Source organism: Psychrobacillus sp. (genome assembly GCF_032154225.1).
Lineage (GTDB): Bacteria > Bacillota > Bacilli > Bacillales_A > Planococcaceae > Psychrobacillus.
In genome coordinates, this window is record NZ_JALDYF010000014.1 from 66,295 (window position 1) to 84,617 (window position 18,323).

The window sequence follows — 18,323 nt, forward strand, 5'->3', positions numbered from 1 at the left end:
AAAAGCTTGTTGCTGGGTGCGAGGAACTATTGAAATTATCTTTTATACAACCTCTTTATGTTCCTTTAAAGAACATTGATTTCTAAAAAAAATCACCCAATCGAACTTTAGTGTTTTCGCAATTTTCTTCGCTACATCAACTGTAGGATTTCTTTTTCCTTGCTCTATATTTGTGTAATAACTTCTAGAAATACCAGATAGTTGAGCTGTCTCCCCTTGAGTTAACCCCCTTTCTTCCCTGTATTCTTTAAGCCACTCTCTCATACTAACCCTCCTTTTGTTCCTAAAAGGAACTTTGATATGTTTTTATTATATGTTCCTAAAAGGAACTTGTCAACTGGTTAATCAAACAAAGTTACACTTTAAAGAACATGCATAGAAGTTACTGACAGAAACATTTATAATACTCTTATAACGATTGGATAGGTGATATTTATGGAAAGGTTCGCAAAAAGATTAAAGGAATGCAGAGAATTTAAGAAGTCTAATAATCCTATGTGGACTCAAAAGTATGTTGCAGATAAAATCGGGATGGCTAGGACAACTTATACAGCTTATGAAAACGGCACTAAATTACCTCCTATTGATATAGTAGATAATTTAGCAACATTACTAGGTGTATCTACAGACTACTTATTAGGAAGAATAGAGAAGCCAACTAATCCCCAAACAGTTTCTGTAGCAGGAAAAGAAATAAATCTATCTCCTGACGAAATGAATATTTTCGAAGAACTTAAGAAACATCCCGTCCTATTTCACAAACTTGCAGCTGATCCAGAAAAGATGATTAAACAAATGATTCAGCTTCAAAAGATGGAAAAGTTATTATTAGATGATGACGAGGATCCAGGTGATGGTTTTGGAAGCCTTAAAGATTAAAGTAGATACTTGGGAAGAACTTGCAGAAAAAGTTCTTTCAAATTTTAAATATGGCAGCCCAGATGAAATCGATATAGAAGATATTTGTTGGAAGTATGGAATTAAAATTAAACCACTTGATATCCACTTCGCTGAATCGTATTTAGAGAGTGAGGATATTGGTTCATTAAAGTCATTTGCTCTTCCAAGTGAAATAGATAGAAGAGGTACAATATTTTTGAAGCCTGGGCTAAATGCTATCGAGAGAAAGCTACTACTTGCAGAAGAGTTTTGCCACATATATGCTCATCATTCGTCACAAATAGAAATAGATATATGTTCTATTAATAAGTTAGAAAATCAAGCTAGAAGAATGTCTGCATATTTACTTATGCCATATAGATTTGTTCAAAACATCTATAACATGGCATTAGATCAACCAGTGTTAATAAGTCATATTGCAGACTACTTTGTTGTATCAGAAGAATTTGCTCAATATCGTATAGAACTTATTTTTAATAGAAAAATAGATGCTATTTTCCCTATTCGCGGAAAATTAGGAGCTATGGAATGGTTGGAATAAGGACTTTTAAGAAATTAAAGTTAGTAATATGAGATATAGTTTTCTATGTCTCTTTTTTATAAATTTGATGTAGTTATATTTACGCAAGTCAATGGGCATAGCATATGCTCAATTTTTTCCGCTTTCACTTCAAGAATTCAACAAGTATGGAATCTATTATTCAGGCAACAAGTGTAATACCAATATATAAAAACTATTTACAAAGGGGAGAAGCAAATGACAACAATCAACATTTCAACACAAGACACATCTCTAGAATCAAGAAATGGTCAAACATCCTATTTTGACGGCGGACTTTTACAATTCATTGGATGGACTATACTAGGTTCTTTGGTTACTGTATTCACTTTGGGAATATGTTATCCATGGTCACTCACTATGATTTACGGTTGGAAGATTAACCATACCGTGGTTGAGGGTAAAAGAATGCAGTTTAACGGTTCAGCGGTAGGCTTATTTGGCCACTGGATCAAATGGCTTTTGCTAAGTATCATCACATTAGGAATTTACGGTTTCTGGGTTTACATTAAACTCGAGGATTGGAAAGTTAGAAATACTACATTTGTAAAATAGATTGCTAGATGAGAGCATTCTTACTCAAGAAGAGTTTGATGCCCTATCCGGGGCTTTTTTCCACCCCCTCCCCCATCGTATTTTTTCACCTGGCTGATGGGTATATTAGGCTGTTTGGGGATAGGGGTGGATTTTACTAATAAGATATATGGAATTATTGCACTGTTCAGGGTTTTTGCATAGTTATATGTCGTCGCTTGCTGAACAGTCTATCTTTCAAACAATTACATTGGCACATAAGACCAATAAAATATGAGGGGGAATATTTACATATGGAATTTATCAAGGAATACCACTCACTAATCGCTGCAATCATTTCAGTTACTGCTGCAATTATTTCTTTGGTGGCTATGAAGAAAACTATTTCTAATAGCACTGGGAATATAAAGAATAGAGGTGATAATAATTTAAATAATACAGGGGATTTTAGAGGGAGGAAATGATTTGAGTTTATTTAACAGAGGTATTACTAATAGAGGAAACAATAATCAAAATCTCCAAATCGATACTGTTAATATAATAAATAAAAAACTAAACAGATCAAAACTATTTCAGTTTTGCATTAACTTTAGCGAAAGAATTGAAGAAGAACCTAGCGAAAACACAAATTTATCTCCTTCAGAATTTGATGAAAAGATGGAATACAATAAAATGGGCTATTATAAAACTATCTTTCGAGATTGCGATCACTATCTTGATGATGTCCAAACTGTTTTGAATTCTATCCCCAAAAAACACTTAATTATTTCTAGAATAAATTATAAATACTTAGAATTTAAATCAAATTATATAATATTCGAAGACACTGACTTAATATGCAGAGAAATCGAGGACTATCTTAAAATTCAAGCAGACAACAGCTATAGTCCTCAAGACATCATATTAGACGACGAAGAGATTATTTTCGCAATCCAAGCATTAATGTATTACACTTTTACGAGATGCAAAATTTTAGAACCAGTTCCGGAAGAAGAGAATTAATAAAACCTCTTTAGAAAATGGAGGATAAATATAGTGTTAATAGAATTTGATTCAAAACCTGAGGAAACAATATTTTATATTGCTGCACGATTAAATAATGATTTTAAGAAGAATTCTTTGGTACATATTAGCGAGTTGCAAGAAATCTTTAGCGATTTTTATAATACACATCCTGTATTTAAAATACAATTAGCTATTGATTTTCTGTTTTTATTAGGGAAAGTAAAACTTGAAGGGAATGTGATTCATTATGTACATTGAACATTTAAGGATATTCCCTAAAAACAAAAAAGATGATATTCGAAAAATCACGTTTAAAAAAGGTATGAATTTCATTATCGATGGCAGTAGTAGTCATAATGAAAAAGGAAATAATGTTGGAAAAACCACCACCCTAAAACTAATAGATATTGCTTTAGGCTCAACTGATAAGAAGTATTTATGGTTAGATGCTGATACAAAAAGTGAAAATGAAAATTTGAAAGCATACATTAATGAGCAACAATTAATTGTGGAGTTACTTGTCTCTCAAAATAATAAAGATTATTTTCTTCAAGTTGATTTGTTCGAAAATGGAAGAAGAAGAATCAATTCTGAGCCATGCGGTGAAAAAAAGTATTGCTCAGAATTAAATTCTATTGCATTTAACCTCAGTGGTAAACCTAGTTTCAGACAATTAATAAAGAAATTTATTAGAATCAACTTAAAGAATGATAATTATTCAGTTTTCAATTATCTGCATGCTACTACGAGCTTTGATATATACCAAAGCATTTATAGATTTTTATTTAGCTTGACTGATAATAATACCAATGAAAAAATTCTAAATTTAAAAACACAAATTAAAGATTATGAATCAAATATAACTAATTTATTTCAATTAAATAAGATAAAAAACATTAATGAACTTAAGCAAAGAATTGGTGTATTAAATAATTCTATCGAAAAAAAACAACATATATTTAGGAGTTTTATTAACTCAGAAAATTATAACCAATTTATTTCAAAAAACCTTAAAGTCAAGGAAATGCTTAATTCTATAAATGATAAAATTGATTTCCTTAAATTTCAAATAGAAAAATTTAGCTCAATTAAAGAAAATGAAGAAAAAGAAAAAACAGCAATTGACGATGATATTTTAAGGGACTTTTATAATGAAATTGAAAATAAATTCACGGGAAATCTTCAACATTCATTTGAAGATCTAGTAATGTTCAATTCTAAAATGAGAAGTAATAAATTGACTTATTATACTAAAAGAACTGGAGAATTAAATACAGAAATTGAAGAATTGCTTATTAAACAAAAGACTATTATAAATGAAAATGAGGATATATTAAAACTTTTCAATAAAAATGATTATGAAGATTTCGAGAAAAAATATGCTGATATTTTAAGAGAAAATGAACAGTTAGCTTCATTAAAATCAGTCAAAAAAATCTATTCAGAAAACTATCTAATTTTATCGGGTTTACAGAGTCAATTAGAAACTTTAGATACAGATATCGAACAAGATAATTTAACCGTTTTTAATGAGGTTTTCTCTGAACTATCTTATTCTATTTTCAACAAAAGACTATACTTAAGTTCAAACGATGATGGATTTCCAATAGAATTATCTAATATTGATGATGGTTTAGGTACTGGTGATAGAAAAGCATTAGCACTAATTTTTGATACTGCCTATGTATCTTTTCTTAATAAACTCGAACTAAATTACCCTAAATTTTTTATTCATGATGTCCTTGAATCTATGGATTCTCAGAATTTTAAAAAGGTAACAAACGAAATAAATAGTAATGGTAGTCAGTTTATATGTGCAGTATTAAAAGAAAAGATCGATCGCTATGACTTTTTATCTGAAGATGATGTTCGACTTGTACTTAGCGAAAATAATAAATTATTCAAGTTATAATCCTGAAATAAGGTTTATGACTTCGAGAACTTATTTCCTTTTTAAAACAAAATAGAATCCCATTAAATAATTTAATGGGATTTTATTTCACCTCCTAAAAGAACGTATATTCCCTTCGATAATGAGGTGATGCCCATATCTATGGTCCACCGTTAGCCTGTCAACGCTAAAATTAGCAAAGGTAGATTTTTTGGAACCCCGATTCACCTACCGTACCTAAGGCTTTTCTTTTTAATATATAATCTTAATGTACATTCTTCTAAGTATTTAAAGTTTGAAAGGAGAAATGAATATGTATTGTCGAACACTGAAAAATGGGAAGTGGTCATGCACTACAGACGCTACACCGGATCCACTGACAGGACAACGTAGGCAAATAACACGCCGTGGAGATACGAAAAAGGAAGCTGTGCGTAGGGTACAACTTGTAGCTGACGAATTATCTAAAGAGCGCCAAACGATGAAAAAAGTCGTGCAAGAAGTTTACGACGAGTGGTTGAACGTGTACAAAGAAACCGTTAAAGCATCGTCGGTTAAAACGAGAATAGTAGCTATTCGCCCTTTTATCGATAAACATGGCAAGCATTTGATAAGTAAGTTACAAATAAATGACATACAAAAATTCTTAATCGAACGACGTGATACCCATATATCCAAACATCATATCGCTGGCACCCGTACCGCTTTAAATTTAATGTTTGAATTTGCGTCCAAAAATGAATATGTTGAAAAAAACATCGTCAAAGACACCGTAATTCCGAAAGCTAACAAAAAATCACAACTACTTATAAACGCAAAGAAAAAATATCTTGAAAAAGAGGAGATTCAAAACTTTTTAGCTGGTGTTAAATCGTCAGGTAGAAGGAATGCCTTTTCTGTGGCACTCACAATGCTCTCTACGGGTTTGCGTGTAGGCGAGGTATTAGCACTCACTTGGGATGATATAGACTTGGAGAAACGCTTATTAGTGGTAAATAAGACATTATACGAGAAAGGTTTTGATGAAGGTGGGTTTGAGTTTGCTCCGCCAAAAACGGAAGATTCCAATCGAACTGTATCTTTTAACGATGAACTAGCAGAAGAATTAAAGAGGATGAAAGTGCAATACAATAAAGAGAAGCTAATTGGATTACGGGATCCGAAATCTGAATGGTGTGATTTGATTTTCACTGGTAGGAGTCAACAGCCTGTAAGAGCGACGACAATTAGCGTAGTCTTTAATAAAATTTATAAGGCGTATAACATCAACGATGTAAACGGCACGCACGTTTTGCGGCACACACATATCACGATGCTTGTTGAAGCTGGTGTCGACTTACCTGTTATCATGGAAAGAGTGGGCCATTCCAATATAAACATCACATTAGAAATTTACACGCACGTGACGAAGAAAATGCAGCAGCAAAGTGATGATAAAATTAATGAGTATTTCCGCCAATTTATCTAAAATGAAAATAAATGTGGTTTTACTGTGGTTTTCTGTTTTGCGCAACAGCCTTCAAATGCCTTCAAATACCGTTGTTGCGCACTTTTCGAGTTTTAACGTTTGAAATGATCATCATTTCTACCAGAGTGAAGCCCTTCTCATTTTTCAATTTTTTCAACATGTATATCCCCCTTTTAAGTTATATTAATCATTTCGTAAATTGGTAAAAGTATCGCTAAATAAGCACCAACAATAAAAACGGCTAAAATTAAAAATAAAACTGGCTGGATTATACCTAAATACCTCGTTATTTTTGCTTCAAGCCTTTCTGATAGAAACTCACTATAAAGCGTAAGCTCTCTCCCTAAATGTCCACTATTTTCTCCGTGTATGACAAAGTGGTGAAAATCGGCTGTAAAATAAGGAAGTAAAAGTACCGCACTTGAAAAGGATTCTCCATGTACAATTTTGTCTTTCATTTGCCCCGCTATAAATTGCAATATTTTATGTTCCTCTTGTTTCATTAGCGCATCAAAAGCTTGCTGCAATGACATGCCACTTTCTATCAAACTCCCTATTTCCCGTGTAAAAGTTCTAGTTAAAAACAGTCGATACCAAGCATGAACAATCGGTAGTTTTTCATAAAAAGAAAGTTGAACGGCTACACTTTTTTTACGCACGAAAAATAACAACGTAAAAATCGCTAATACGAGCAAAACAAGCGCTATTAAACTATAATTCGGCAGTTGCAGTAATATGCCCGTCCATACAATGGAAGCGCTCGACTCTGCTTGACTTCTTGTATCAAGTAAAGACTGCATATTCGGCAAAAAATAAATTCGGAAAATTGAAAACAACAAAAAGATAACAACAAATAAAAACAATGGATACATCAGTAGATTGTTTAACTTTTTTCGCGCTCGTTCAAAAATGCCTACTTGTACACTTAGAATTTCGAGCGTTTCCTGCAGCTGACCATGGATTGTTGCAAGACTTATTGGAAGTAGTATGCGATTCGGAAACCCTAGCACTTTAAATACTTCTGTAACACTTAGCCCGTTTTTATGCACTTCGATTACTTTATGTGCAACTAAATCAGGGTTTTTTACATGAAACGGCAAAAGCATCACAACCGATTCATGAAATGTATAGCCTTCCTTTAATAGCTCACTTTGCCTTTTTAAAAAGGAAGCTTGAATTGCTAAAGGAATCGTTTCTTCTTTGCGTGTAAAATAATGCTTAATTTTTTGAAATAACACCAGATTTAACCCCTCTTTCTAGTTGATACGAAAGAGTTAAAATATGAGGCATATGATATGTTTTCCCAGACAAAATAGAATCAAAAGCTTCCAATAAAAATTCACCGGAAATTATTTCGAAAATTGCCGAGAGTTCTTGTACTCCTTCATTTTGCACAGGAACAAGCCGCTGTGCAACGATGCCAATAATCGTTTGCTTTAGTTCTTCTATTGCCACCCCAAGATCGATTAAACGATACAAAGATCCTACCGCATCTTTTGCATGAATTGTCGAAACAACTAAATGACCAGTCAAAGATGCCTGGATAGCTGCTTTTGCTGTGTCTTCGTCTCTAATTTCTCCAATCATGATGACATCTGGCGAGTGCCTTAGAATAGCTTTCAATCCAGCTGCATACGTAATGCCAGATCGTTCATTCACTTGTATTTGCAATAAATGAGATTGACTATTTTCTACTGGATCTTCCAAAGAAATAACATGTCTATTTAAGTTTTCTGAGCAATATTTTGTGAGTGAATACATAGTAGTCGACTTACCAGAGCCGGTTGGACCGACAAAAAGAATTAGCCCTTGTCGATTATTTGCGAGCTCCACAATTTTTTCGGAAGCATCTTGAAATAACGATAAGGAATGAATTATTTTTGCGTTATCATGTTGCTGTAATCGGATAACAAGACTTTCTTTTCCAAAAACAGATGGTAATGTTGATACTCGAAATGAAAATTTTTGAGAGTTAAAAGCTTGTTGAAATGAACCACTTTGTGGTTTTCTTTTTTCGCTGATATCAAGAGAGGATAAAAATTTGAAGAATGAAATAATACGTTCGCCCATATTCAGGGGAAGCTTCCCTGCTTCAAACATTTGAGAATTTTTTTTGAAATAATAATCATAATTCTCTTCGTTTGGAATCATGTGCAAATCGGACGCACCAAATGTATGTGCTTTTCTTAATAGTTGATAACATTTTTGTTCGACAATATTTTCTGGTTGTTGCATGCATCGTCCCTTTCCCCAGATACAAATTGCGACCGCTCACAACTTGTACAAAAACAGTATACTTGGAAATCTATTAGAAAGAAAGACATTTTATGCAATTTTCTAAATTTTTTATTTCATTTTGCCATTTCCTAATTTTTCATTATAATAGTAGTAGGAGAAATGAGGGAACAAGATGCCGAAAACATTAAAGCTTACAAACACGTTAGCAGATGAAACCAGGTATTCTATTTACCAGTATGTGCTAAAAGAAAAAAAAGAAGTTACCGTTCAAGAAATTGCAGATCAGTTTGGAATTCATCCGAACGTAGCTAGACTCCACTTAACAAAGTTAAACGAATCTAATTTACTCGACTCTGTACTTTTAAAAAATGGCAAAGGCGGACGCCCAGCAAGAATGTATACTCTGGCAAAAGATCCTGTCTATTTAAGTTTCCCAAAACAAGAAAATCACTTTTTGCTACAATGGTTATTAGAACTAGCAGATTCTTTTGGAGAAGAAGCTATTACAAAAGGGAAACAAATAACGTATCAATACGGGGAAAAACAAATGCAACGCTTTGCAAATTCTGTTCATTCTTTCGAAGACAAATTAAATGCCATTTCTGAAGTCGCTACTTCCATTGGCTATATTACGAATGTTCACGAGGAAGGCAATAAAAAAAGCATTACGTTTTCGATATACAATTGTCCGTATCAAGACAGTATAAACTCGCATTCTCACCTAGTTTGCGAACTACATGAATCTTATTTAAAAGGACAATTTGATGTATTATTCCCAAATAATGAGTTTGAGCAAAAGGAAAGTATGCAAAATCAATGTAAGAATTGCTTATATCAAATAGAAGTTCTATAATTAGAGTTGAATTACACATATTTGTGACAATGTTATGTTGTTTGTATAAAGAAATATATTATTCGGTTTACATGTATGAACACTTTCATTTATAATGAGTATGAGAATATTTGTGTCGTTGCAAAAGGAGGGACTACAAATGGGCAATATGTATAAAGTGATGGCTTTCTGGACAGGGATTTTCGCAGTATTTTTTTATTTAGGTGATATGACAGAAGCTTCTCTACTATTCTTAGCTAATACGGGGTTATTCCTTCTACTAGGTTTCTTAAACCTATCTGAACGTATGTATATGTATATCTTTGGAGCTTACTTAATGTTCTTCTTCGCAGGTTTTACATACTATACAACGTTTATGCACAGCGCTGGACATTAATAATATGTCCAAGACAAAAGCAGCTCATTAAATTGAGCTGCTTTTTGTTTTGATTAAAGTTAAAAACCATTTAAAAACGGATTTGATCCCATCTCATCTTCTGGTGTAGTTGCACCACCATGCCCTGAGTAAAGCACAGTTGTTCCAGGCAATGACAATAATTTAGAATGAATGGAGCGAAGTAATTCTGCACTATTCCCACCAAGCAGGTCAGTTCTTCCGATACTATTTTGGAAAAGAGTATCCCCAACGATTGCAAATTCATCTTCTGGGAAATAATAAGTTAAGCTCCCTGGAGAATGACCCGGTGTATGAAAAATTTGAAATGTGAAATCTCCAATTTCTAATTTTGTTTCATCCGTTAAAATGACATCTGCTTCTTTACAAGATATAGATGGAATTTCTGCATACTTAGCAGAACCATTTTTAGATGCATCCATCAGCCATTTCTTTTCTGCAGTATGAATATGTACCGGAATCGAAAACGCCTCTCTTACTTGATCTACCGCACCAATATGGTCAAAATGCGCGTGAGTTAGAAGAATAGCAAGTGGTTGTAAGTTCAGCTTTTTTATTTCACTGATTAATTTGTCTCCGTCTCCGCCTGGATCAAAAATTAAACATTGCTTTGTTGCATTCGAAACAACATAACAATTTGTCTCGATAAAACCTAGTGGATATGTTCGAACGTTTAAAATAATAATCACCTCTTGTATATTCTATACGATAAACAGCTCTTTGTTCAATTATTCGCCATTTTTTTCACTCGACAAAAGTTACTATTACATTTACAATAGAAGAGGAATATGCAATTGCGACATTCATTTTCAAATGTCGAAAGGAGTGTCTTTCATGAACTTATTAATGGTTATTTTTGGACTTGTTACAGTTTTAGCTGTAATTGGCACTTTTCAAGCTTTCAAAGAAAAGAATATGCTAGGAGTTCTATTTAACTTTGGTACATTTGCAGTTTTTGGCTTCTTTACAGTCATGACTATCGTGAACCAAGGTTTTCCACCGAGCTTACACTAAAGTGTAACAAAAAAGCTGCTGTACATTTGTACAGCAGCTTTTTTTATTCCTCAAACGTTATCCAAGTTTGTTCTTTCAGCAGATCTAATTGAATCCAATTCTCTTTTTCATACCCACCTAAACAAACTTTTCCATTCGGCGCACAGTCGATGGGCTGAGCATTAATTTCCCCTAGATCATTTATGCCTTCCAATGAAATACTCGAAATAATCCCTTTACTATTAAACTCATCCTGGTTACCTGCTTCAATTGATTTTATAGCAATCAAAGCCCCTTCAAAATCCATCGATATACTCGGCATAACCCATTCTGAATAATTACTTACAGCTGGTGACGTCCATTCAAAAGATTTGCCTGTATCCTGCTGTAATAAGCGATATTCATACTGCTTTTTGGGTTCATTAATTTGTACATATAAAATACTGTCTCCTGAAACTAAAACATCCAAAAGATGCGTTATACCCGTTTCTTTCACAGTCTTATCTTTTATAGAATACAACATTAATTCACTGCCATCTAAACTGCTTTCAGACCACTTAAATACCATTAATTGTTCTTCATCGTACCATTTAACAAACGGATTCTCTACTTCAATCTCCGTTAAGTTTTGCGTAGAACCATCATATACAAATGCACTATATGTCCAATCTTCATAAAAAGCTGTAAATGCGATTAAATCAGCATTTGTCGGATGCCAATCCAAATATAACTCAGCCGATTCAAACGATAGACTTTGTACTAACTGTCCATTCTTATGTATAATTTGTACTTCTGCAGATGAGGAACTATTGGAAGTATGTAATAAAATCGTTTCTTTCGTCGGATGAACATATCCTTGAATAATAGGAAACGAAGACGTGTAAATAGTTCTCCAGTTTTTAGTTGATATGGAATAGGATTGTACGGTCCATTCGCCATCATTTAACAATGTAAAAAGTATTTCATCATCCGATAGCCAGCCAATTACACTATGAAATTCCGAAATTGGAAATTGTAAAGATGGTATTTCTGCCGTAGGGGTAGTTGGTAATTCTTCTGGTAGTACTGCTTCTTCTTCCTCTGGCTCATTGTTCATTTCTTCTACTATGACGGTATTTTCCTTACAAGCTTGAAGAAATAATACACAAATTATTAGTACGACAATTTTTTTCAACAGACTCCCCCCTTCACGTTACAGTATAAGACGTATCAACTTCCATTTTGTTTCACAAAAAAGCACAGACTAAAATTCGTCTGTGCTCATTTGCTTAAAAGCTATCACTTTTTTTGTTCTGGATTTGCTTTTTCTGCTTCGTCCAATAATAGATTTCCTGTTTTTAAATCATAAAAACGTAGTAGATCTCCATTGATAATTTTATCAGAATAGCCCAGCTCTTGTGTAGCTCGGTCAATATAAGGCTGACAATTTTCTATTTCGATTGCAGTGCCTGTTGCATTATCATAACAAGCATTTCCAGAATAAACCAATTTATCCGTTACAAATCCACCATCGCGGAAAACAACAAATTCTTCATGATCTTCCGAAAATACATCTGCCCCTAATTGCATATCTTTCGCTGTTTCTACACCAAGTAAATGTAAAATAGTCGGTCGAATATCAATTTGTCCAGCTACTTCTGGCATTTCTTTTCCAAGTCCGCTTTCTGGAATATGAACAAAGAAAGGAACACGTTGAAGTTTGGCAGATTCATAAGGTGTAATTTCTTTGCCTAAATATTGAGCCATTGCTGCATTATGGTTTTCAGAAATACCATAATGGTCCCCGTACATTACAATAATCGAATTATCGTATAAACCTTGTTCTTTTAAGTCTTCAAAAAATAATTTCAAAGCTTCATCCATATAACGTACAGCTTGGAAGTATTTATTTAATGTACGAGAATTAGAATCGTACTGTGGAATTAATTGATCTTCCTCATCTAAATCAAACGGATAATGATTTGTTAACGTGATTAAACGAGAATAAAACGGTTGTGGCATTTCTTTCATATGGGCAACCGATTGCTCGAAGAATGGAATATCCTTCATTCCCCAGTTCACCGCATCTCCATCATTTATCAAATAGCTATTAACATCATAGTACTTTTGAATAGCAAGTGCTTGATACATCATATCGCGATTCCAGAAACTTTTCTTATTCGGATGCATTACGTTTGTAAAATATCCTTTTTCATTTAAGCTTTCTGACATCGAATGGAATTTATTTTCACTGTGCGTAAAGAAAACGGCTCCTCCACCTAATGGATAAAGTGAGTTTTCTACAAGAAATTCCGAATCTGACGTTTTCCCAAGTCCCGTTTGATGATAGAAATTAGGAAAATAGAACGTATCTTTATCTTTTGTTAATGAATTTAAAAATGGTGTAACTTCATGACCATTCATATCATTATTCAATACAAATGTTTGTAAAGACTCCATAGATACAACGATTAAGTTGCGTCCATCAGCAAGACCAAACATCTCTGCGTTCGGTTCAGCTTGATTTGATCGAACATAGTTATTTACTTCTACTAGTTCGTTTCCATCCGCTAGTGCTCGTTGCGCATGTGATTTTGATTGAATATAGATGTCATACAAATGATAATTGTAAGGTCCAAGATTTTTCACTAGCATTTCTCGGTCAAAGCTTCTCGTTAAAAGCTGTGGTCGTTCAATTTCTGCTAAACCTAAATTTAAAAATAACATTGCCGCTGCTAATACAAAATATGCTTTTTTTACAGCTGGTTTAATCATCGCAACTTTTTCCCCGACTTTTAACCATTTCAATGCAATTGCTAGAATGATAACGTCTGTGAAATAGAAAATATCCGTTAGATAAATACTTTCGACTGCCGACGCTCCAAGATCTCCAAAATTACTCGTTTGAAATAATACCGGTAATGTAATAAAGTCTGTGAAAAAACGATAAAAAACAGCATTCCCGTACAATATCGCTGCTAAAATAAAGCTCATTATAACAATATATCTATTTCTTACTTTTGGACTTTTGAAAAATAATGAAAGTCCGTAAATAAATAATAGAAAACTTAGCGGGTTAATAAATAAAATTAATTGTTGCATCATATTCTCGATTTTCATATCAAAGCTAGTGTGGTAAACCACATATGTTTTTATCCAAGTAGCCACAATAGCTAGAACAAGAATAGAATGTGTCGGCCAATTTCTCTTCTTCATGCCTACATCCTCCCCTTTTCACTCTTAATTGTATGAGTAAAAGTAACAGAGTATATCTTAATCCTTTCTTAACAATAAATCAACAAAAAACATGCAGATATACGATATAATTATTTCACTCTTTTATTCTCATACAACTTATAGACGGTTGTACACCTTAAAAAGTTTCATTTATTACTAAAAAAATATAAAAACAACAGATATCTAAGTATCTGCTGCTGATTATTTTTTGTATTTACTTTGTTCTTGCCTTAAGATTAAAAGCGCCATTTTATAGTCATTTGCATCTAACATTTGCATTTTATACAGCTCTCGTACTTCATCTTCCATCATTTCAAGATCAGCTAGTCGATCTTTCGTATAAATATATGTACCGTATCGTTTTAATAATTGCATAACATCATATACTGACTTCATCATTCGTTCTCCTCTTTACGGTTTAAACTGCAATCAATTATTTGCGTATTCGTAATAATTTTATGTACTGGCAAATCGAAGCTTTCTGGCTGCACTTCATTACTTATTTGCAAATCAAATGCTAATGAAACCGTCTGACCGCCATAATCAGCTAAAAAACGATCGTAATACCCTCCACCATAGCCAATTCGGTACCCTGTGGTGCTGTAAACGATTCCTGGTACAACAAGTAAGTCAATGTCACTCATTTGAACTGCACTCGTTAGAGAAGCATTTGGCTCTAATAAGTGCATATACACTGTTTCTAGCTGATCAAAGCTTTCGATTTTATAAAATGTCATTGTTCGATCTTTTGGCGAACATTTCGGCACAACAACTGTTTTCCCCATTTCCCATAGGCTTTTTATAATTCCTTCTGTGTCAACTTCAGGAAAGCTGGAAATAGTTAAACCGATGACAGAGGCTCTTTTTACATCTTCCTCCATTAGAAAGTTAGAAGCAATTTGGTGTGAATAAGAATGGTAAAGGGATTTATCCAAAGAAGCTAGTGCATGCTTCTTCTCGTCTCTTTGCACTTTTTTTGTCATGATGTTCGTTCCCCCCAACATTTTAATAGAAAAAAACCAAAACCGCATTTGGTTTTGGTTTAAATTATTATTTAGTTTCTCTATGAAGAGTCATTTTCTTTTCACGTGAGCAATATTTTTTAAGTTCAAGACGTTCTGGATTGTTACGCTTGTTTTTCTTAGAAATATAGTTGCGCTCTCCGCAATCTGTACAAGCTAATGTAATATTAACGCGCATGGTAGTCCCTCCCACTCTTTTCCAGGATTAAATATAAATACTTGAGCATGATTTATACGACTAACCAATTATAGCATACATCCGAGAAAAATCTACTATTAATAAAAGAAATTATTCAAAGTTTTTTTGTATATGTTAGTATTAGTATAAGAAGTTAACTATTTAGAGGTGAAATTATGGACTATTCTTTAATAATCATGATAATCGGAGTACTATTAATCCTTGTTTCTTTTTTCATTAAGGATTCTGTAAAAAAAGTGGAGTCGGAAGTGGAAGATTTATCTTTCACTTTGTATCAAGATGTAAGTACGATAAAACGCAGACTCAAAGTAATTGAAGAAGAACTTTTAATTGAAGGAACTACAATGAAAGCTCCTAAAAAACAAAAAGTACAACCTGTTATCCATGAAATCATTAAAAACCAAGTGCTTGAGCTACATAAACAAGGCTATTCATTGCCAGAAATAAGTAAAAGATCTTCGTTAACAGTAGAGGAAGTTAATAATGTAATCGGTGGTGACAAATAATGAATAAATCGACTCTTCGTTCTTTTGGAATTGGTTTATTTATAGCAGGTGCAGCTTTCCAATTACAAAGCAATTTTTTCGATAAAGAAATAAAAAATTCGACTACTTCGGATACAGCAGCATTGAAAACGTCACAGGAAGAACTGACAAATGTTAAACAACAGCTTGCTCAGCTTCAATTAGATTTAGAAAATGCCAAAAAGGTCCCAGTTCTAGACAAGGAAGAAAAACCGAAAGATGAATCGACAGATGTCGACACGAAGTCCATATTAATCATCGAACCAGGTATGAATTCCATTGATATAGGTTCTACTCTCGAAAGCTTAGGGGTTATTTCAAATAAACAAGATTTCGAAGACTATTTAATCGCTCAAGATTTAGCTATTCGAATACAAATTGGAGAATACGAATTAGATTCTTCGATGACGATTAAAGAAATTGCAGAAAAAATTACGAAAAACAAAAAATGACTCGATAAACAGAGCCATAGACCTAAATAGGTTTATGGCTCTGTTTTCTATTGATCACTTGGTATCATTGCATCAGCCGATACAGAAACTTTCCACGAAACAATAGTTGTACTATCTCTCACATTATTTTCTTGAATTTTTAACAACAACGATTTTACATTTTCAACATCTGAAGAATTTGTAAATACATTGAATATATCTTTAGGCTTCGCAAAAGGTTCTTTTGGACATTCGATTAACCCGTCTGTAGTCAAAAGCAGCTGATTGATACCTTTCCGTAACTCTCTTGTACCAGTACTATAGCAAGGTACATTTTGATCAAACGTGTTAACCTGACCAACCCATTCATAAAATTGCCTTTGGTTTAATTGAAATTGGCCAAGTGCAGCAAGCTCTGGATGATATAAGTATAAAATACAATCTCCAATAGAAAACCACCAAATATATTTTCCTTTTCTCACCACAATTAAACACGCAGTTTCCCCTTCTACTTTTCGACAAGCATCTAAAAATTCTTCTTCTTTAAAAATCGAGAGTATGAACTTTTCCATATGATTGAATGTATCATAACTTAATTCTAGTGATAATTGATTTCTTATATCTATTCTTTTCTTTTCAAATTGCTTTAATACAACTTCTGCACTTTTAGCCGTTTTATGAGCATCTAAAATAATTACAAATTCCCAATCCTCTTTTTCATTGGCCCAAACTAAGCAACCGTCTTCATTTTTATATTGCCCCGCATTTGAGTTACCCCCGTAACGACCAACAACTATATGCTGGATTTGCATAATAAGTGGATCATCCACAAAATTTCTTTCACTACCTACCCAACTTAAGTCATTTATACCGTTATTCATAACTATTCTCTCCCAAATAAGCTTTTAGTCGATTACAAAGTTTTACAACCTTGTCGTTATCGCCTATAGGAGCATCTTCCCAATCATATACCTCCATCGGTCCCCAATATTGCTCCGGAGTACCTGGATAGCGAGCTATTAGATGCATATGTAAATGTGGTACAGAATTACCTGAAACAAGCGAATATACATGTTCCGCTTTTTCACTTTCTAAAAGCGCTTTACTCACTTTAGTCATCGTCATCCCAAAGACTTTCGCCTCGTCCATTGTCATATCCCCAAGTGTTGGTACATGCCTTTTTAAATCAATCATAATATGCCCTAAATAATTTGGTTGTCCATTCTTATCAATATGACCGACATACACGTACTCATCTTCGTAAATTGTTATCCCCGCTGTTTGAATACTGCCCTTATGCTTATTGCAAATGAAACAATCTTCCCCCATAATTTCTCCCCCTTTAAAATGTTTCTAAATATTGTAACACATTGATATTCCTTACTTCTATAAGAAAAACCAGCTTAAAGTATCCCTTAAGCTGGCTTCCCTTTAATTATTCAATTCGTAATGCTTTCCTTTTAACAAGAACAATAACTGCTCCGCAATATTCGTCGCGTGATCCGCAGACCTTTCTAAATACCTGCAAACAAATGAAAGCTGCGTAATTTGCCCCATTTGCTCTGGGTTCTCAATGCCTGTTGATAGGAATACTTTAATCGTTTTCCCATACATTTCATCAACATCATCATCAAGCTTCGCTATTAACTTAGCCTCTTCCATATCTTCATTCACAAATGCATCTAAAATTTGCTTCAGCATATGAATCGTTTTTACGCGCATCTCATCTAACAAATGAATAGATGGAATATGTTCGTCTTTACCAATACGAATCGTTTCTTTTGCGATATTTACCGCATAATCCCCGATACGCTCCATATCACCAGCAGTTTTCACCAATACCATCAACCTTCTCAAATCAGTTGCAACGGGCTGCTGTTTCGCAATAAGTAAAATGACACGATCATTTATTTCCTCATCTAAACGATTAATATGAATATCATTATTAATAACCGTGAGCGCACCTTCAATATTATGATCTAGTAAATGATCGATTGCATTATTTAATGTATCAATTGCAGTATTGCTTAACTCCAATAGCAAATCTTGCACATATTTTAAATCTGCATCGAACTTTTCTCTTCCTACCATTCTCA

Annotated in this window: 26 protein-coding genes; 13 read left to right on the forward strand and 13 right to left on the reverse strand. The window is 33.5% G+C overall.

Translation table 11 applies throughout. The features are described from left to right. Positions 1 to 42 precede the first annotated feature (42 nt). Positions 43 to 264, reverse strand: a complete 222-nt coding sequence (locus RUH95_RS15975) for a helix-turn-helix transcriptional regulator (RefSeq protein ID WP_313893892.1) — start codon at positions 262 to 264, stop codon at positions 43 to 45. A 171-nt stretch (positions 265 to 435) separates the two neighbouring features. Here RUH95_RS15975 and RUH95_RS15980 point away from each other — a divergent pair, with 171 nt between their 5' ends. The 8 genes from RUH95_RS15980 to RUH95_RS16015 all read left to right on the forward strand — a co-directional run bounded on the left by RUH95_RS15980 (position 436) and on the right by RUH95_RS16015 (position 6,357). Continuing rightward, positions 436 to 879 (forward strand): helix-turn-helix domain-containing protein, encoded by a 444-nt coding sequence (locus RUH95_RS15980; protein WP_313893893.1) that lies wholly within the window; start codon positions 436 to 438, stop codon positions 877 to 879. Then, positions 854 to 1,441, forward strand: a complete 588-nt coding sequence (locus RUH95_RS15985; protein WP_313893929.1) for an ImmA/IrrE family metallo-endopeptidase — start codon at positions 854 to 856, stop codon at positions 1,439 to 1,441. Before RUH95_RS15980 ends, RUH95_RS15985 begins: the two co-directional genes overlap by 26 nt. Before the next feature lie 216 nt (positions 1,442 to 1,657). Further along, complete coding sequence (locus RUH95_RS15990; RefSeq protein ID WP_313893894.1) at positions 1,658 to 2,014, forward strand: DUF898 family protein; 357 nt, start codon at positions 1,658 to 1,660, stop codon at positions 2,012 to 2,014. A gap of 272 nt (positions 2,015 to 2,286) precedes the next feature. Then, positions 2,287 to 2,457, forward strand: a complete 171-nt coding sequence (locus RUH95_RS15995) for a hypothetical protein (protein ID WP_313893895.1) — start codon at positions 2,287 to 2,289, stop codon at positions 2,455 to 2,457. Position 2,458: 1 nt separating this feature from the next. Then, complete coding sequence (locus RUH95_RS16000) at positions 2,459 to 2,995, forward strand: hypothetical protein (RefSeq protein WP_313893896.1); 537 nt, start codon at positions 2,459 to 2,461, stop codon at positions 2,993 to 2,995. Between the two features lie 33 nt (positions 2,996 to 3,028). Continuing rightward, a complete protein-coding gene (locus RUH95_RS16005) occupies positions 3,029 to 3,256 on the forward strand; it encodes an ABC-three component system middle component 6 (RefSeq protein WP_313893897.1) in 228 nt (75 codons plus the stop codon). Beyond that, on the forward strand, positions 3,246 to 4,910 hold the full coding sequence (locus tag RUH95_RS16010; RefSeq protein ID WP_313893898.1) for a hypothetical protein: 1,665 nt from the start codon (positions 3,246 to 3,248) through the stop codon (positions 4,908 to 4,910). Before RUH95_RS16005 ends, RUH95_RS16010 begins: the two co-directional genes overlap by 11 nt. Positions 4,911 to 5,202: 292 nt before the next feature. Next, entirely contained in the window at positions 5,203 to 6,357 is a 1,155-nt protein-coding gene (locus tag RUH95_RS16015) for a tyrosine-type recombinase/integrase (RefSeq protein WP_313893899.1), read from the forward strand. A 61-nt stretch (positions 6,358 to 6,418) separates the two neighbouring features. Here RUH95_RS16015 and RUH95_RS21540 read toward each other — a convergent pair whose 3' ends face one another. From RUH95_RS21540 to comGA, 3 genes are read right to left on the reverse strand one after another with little or no spacing between them, the layout of a single operon-like run. Further along, positions 6,419 to 6,517: a prepilin-type N-terminal cleavage/methylation domain-containing protein gene (locus RUH95_RS21540; protein WP_397469517.1), complete on the reverse strand. Its 99-nt coding sequence runs from the start codon at positions 6,515 to 6,517 to the stop codon at positions 6,419 to 6,421. Positions 6,518 to 6,530: 13 nt separating this feature from the next. Beyond that, positions 6,531 to 7,595: a competence type IV pilus assembly protein ComGB gene (comGB, locus tag RUH95_RS16020; protein WP_313893900.1), complete on the reverse strand. Its 1,065-nt coding sequence runs from the start codon at positions 7,593 to 7,595 to the stop codon at positions 6,531 to 6,533. Next, on the reverse strand, positions 7,576 to 8,592 hold the full coding sequence (comGA, locus tag RUH95_RS16025; RefSeq protein ID WP_313893901.1) for a competence type IV pilus ATPase ComGA: 1,017 nt from the start codon (positions 8,590 to 8,592) through the stop codon (positions 7,576 to 7,578). Before comGA ends, comGB begins: the two co-directional genes overlap by 20 nt. Positions 8,593 to 8,767: 175 nt before the next feature. Between comGA and RUH95_RS16030 the strand changes: the two genes are divergently transcribed. Then, a complete protein-coding gene (locus RUH95_RS16030) occupies positions 8,768 to 9,448 on the forward strand; it encodes a helix-turn-helix transcriptional regulator (RefSeq protein WP_313893902.1) in 681 nt (226 codons plus the stop codon). A gap of 139 nt (positions 9,449 to 9,587) precedes the next feature. Then, positions 9,588 to 9,824: a DUF2626 family protein gene (locus tag RUH95_RS16035; protein WP_313893903.1), complete on the forward strand. Its 237-nt coding sequence runs from the start codon at positions 9,588 to 9,590 to the stop codon at positions 9,822 to 9,824. A gap of 59 nt (positions 9,825 to 9,883) precedes the next feature. Here RUH95_RS16035 and RUH95_RS16040 read toward each other — a convergent pair whose 3' ends face one another. Further along, positions 9,884 to 10,522, reverse strand: a complete 639-nt coding sequence (locus RUH95_RS16040) for an MBL fold metallo-hydrolase (RefSeq protein WP_313893930.1) — start codon at positions 10,520 to 10,522, stop codon at positions 9,884 to 9,886. A 154-nt stretch (positions 10,523 to 10,676) separates the two neighbouring features. On the opposite strand from RUH95_RS16040, the gene RUH95_RS16045 reads away from it, so the two are divergent. Then, a complete protein-coding gene (locus RUH95_RS16045; RefSeq protein WP_313893904.1) occupies positions 10,677 to 10,856 on the forward strand; it encodes a DUF2759 domain-containing protein in 180 nt (59 codons plus the stop codon). A 43-nt stretch (positions 10,857 to 10,899) separates the two neighbouring features. Here RUH95_RS16045 and RUH95_RS16050 read toward each other — a convergent pair whose 3' ends face one another. From RUH95_RS16050 to rpmG, 5 genes are all read right to left on the reverse strand, one after another. Further along, positions 10,900 to 12,009, reverse strand: a complete 1,110-nt coding sequence (locus tag RUH95_RS16050) for a YqgU-like beta propeller domain-containing protein (RefSeq protein WP_313893905.1) — start codon at positions 12,007 to 12,009, stop codon at positions 10,900 to 10,902. Between the two features lie 104 nt (positions 12,010 to 12,113). Continuing rightward, the gene (locus tag RUH95_RS16055; RefSeq protein WP_313893906.1) at positions 12,114 to 14,030 is read right to left on the reverse strand and encodes an LTA synthase family protein; all 1,917 of its coding nucleotides are present in this window, start codon (positions 14,028 to 14,030) and stop codon (positions 12,114 to 12,116) included. 222 nt (positions 14,031 to 14,252) lie between these two features. Next, a complete protein-coding gene (locus RUH95_RS16060) occupies positions 14,253 to 14,447 on the reverse strand; it encodes a YqgQ family protein (protein ID WP_313893931.1) in 195 nt (64 codons plus the stop codon). Then, positions 14,447 to 15,034, reverse strand: a complete 588-nt coding sequence (locus tag RUH95_RS16065) for a 5-formyltetrahydrofolate cyclo-ligase (protein ID WP_313893907.1) — start codon at positions 15,032 to 15,034, stop codon at positions 14,447 to 14,449. Before RUH95_RS16065 ends, RUH95_RS16060 begins: the two co-directional genes overlap by 1 nt. A 67-nt stretch (positions 15,035 to 15,101) precedes the next feature. Further along, entirely contained in the window at positions 15,102 to 15,251 is a 150-nt protein-coding gene (gene rpmG / locus RUH95_RS16070; protein ID WP_053588882.1) for a 50S ribosomal protein L33, read from the reverse strand. Between the two features lie 176 nt (positions 15,252 to 15,427). Here rpmG and RUH95_RS16075 point away from each other — a divergent pair, with 176 nt between their 5' ends. After that, entirely contained in the window at positions 15,428 to 15,778 is a 351-nt protein-coding gene (locus tag RUH95_RS16075) for a hypothetical protein (protein WP_313893908.1), read from the forward strand. Further along, positions 15,778 to 16,248 (forward strand): hypothetical protein, encoded by a 471-nt coding sequence (locus tag RUH95_RS16080; protein WP_313893909.1) that lies wholly within the window; start codon positions 15,778 to 15,780, stop codon positions 16,246 to 16,248. The genes RUH95_RS16075 and RUH95_RS16080 overlap by 1 nt, the downstream gene beginning before the upstream one ends. Positions 16,249 to 16,295: 47 nt before the next feature. Here the strand turns inward: RUH95_RS16080 and RUH95_RS16085 are convergent, their stop codons facing one another. The 3 genes from RUH95_RS16085 to phoU form a co-directional block, all read right to left on the reverse strand. Then, positions 16,296 to 17,108 carry a protein phosphatase 2C domain-containing protein gene (locus RUH95_RS16085; protein WP_313893910.1) on the reverse strand — a complete coding sequence of 271 codons (813 nt, stop codon included), beginning with the start codon at positions 17,106 to 17,108 and terminating at the stop codon, positions 16,296 to 16,298. Further along, positions 17,101 to 17,556, reverse strand: a complete 456-nt coding sequence (locus RUH95_RS16090; RefSeq protein ID WP_313893911.1) for an HIT family protein — start codon at positions 17,554 to 17,556, stop codon at positions 17,101 to 17,103. Before RUH95_RS16090 ends, RUH95_RS16085 begins: the two co-directional genes overlap by 8 nt. Positions 17,557 to 17,658: 102 nt before the next feature. Then, positions 17,659 to 18,318 carry a phosphate signaling complex protein PhoU gene (gene phoU, locus RUH95_RS16095; protein WP_313893912.1) on the reverse strand — a complete coding sequence of 220 codons (660 nt, stop codon included), beginning with the start codon at positions 18,316 to 18,318 and terminating at the stop codon, positions 17,659 to 17,661. Positions 18,319 to 18,323: the final 5 nt, after the last annotated feature.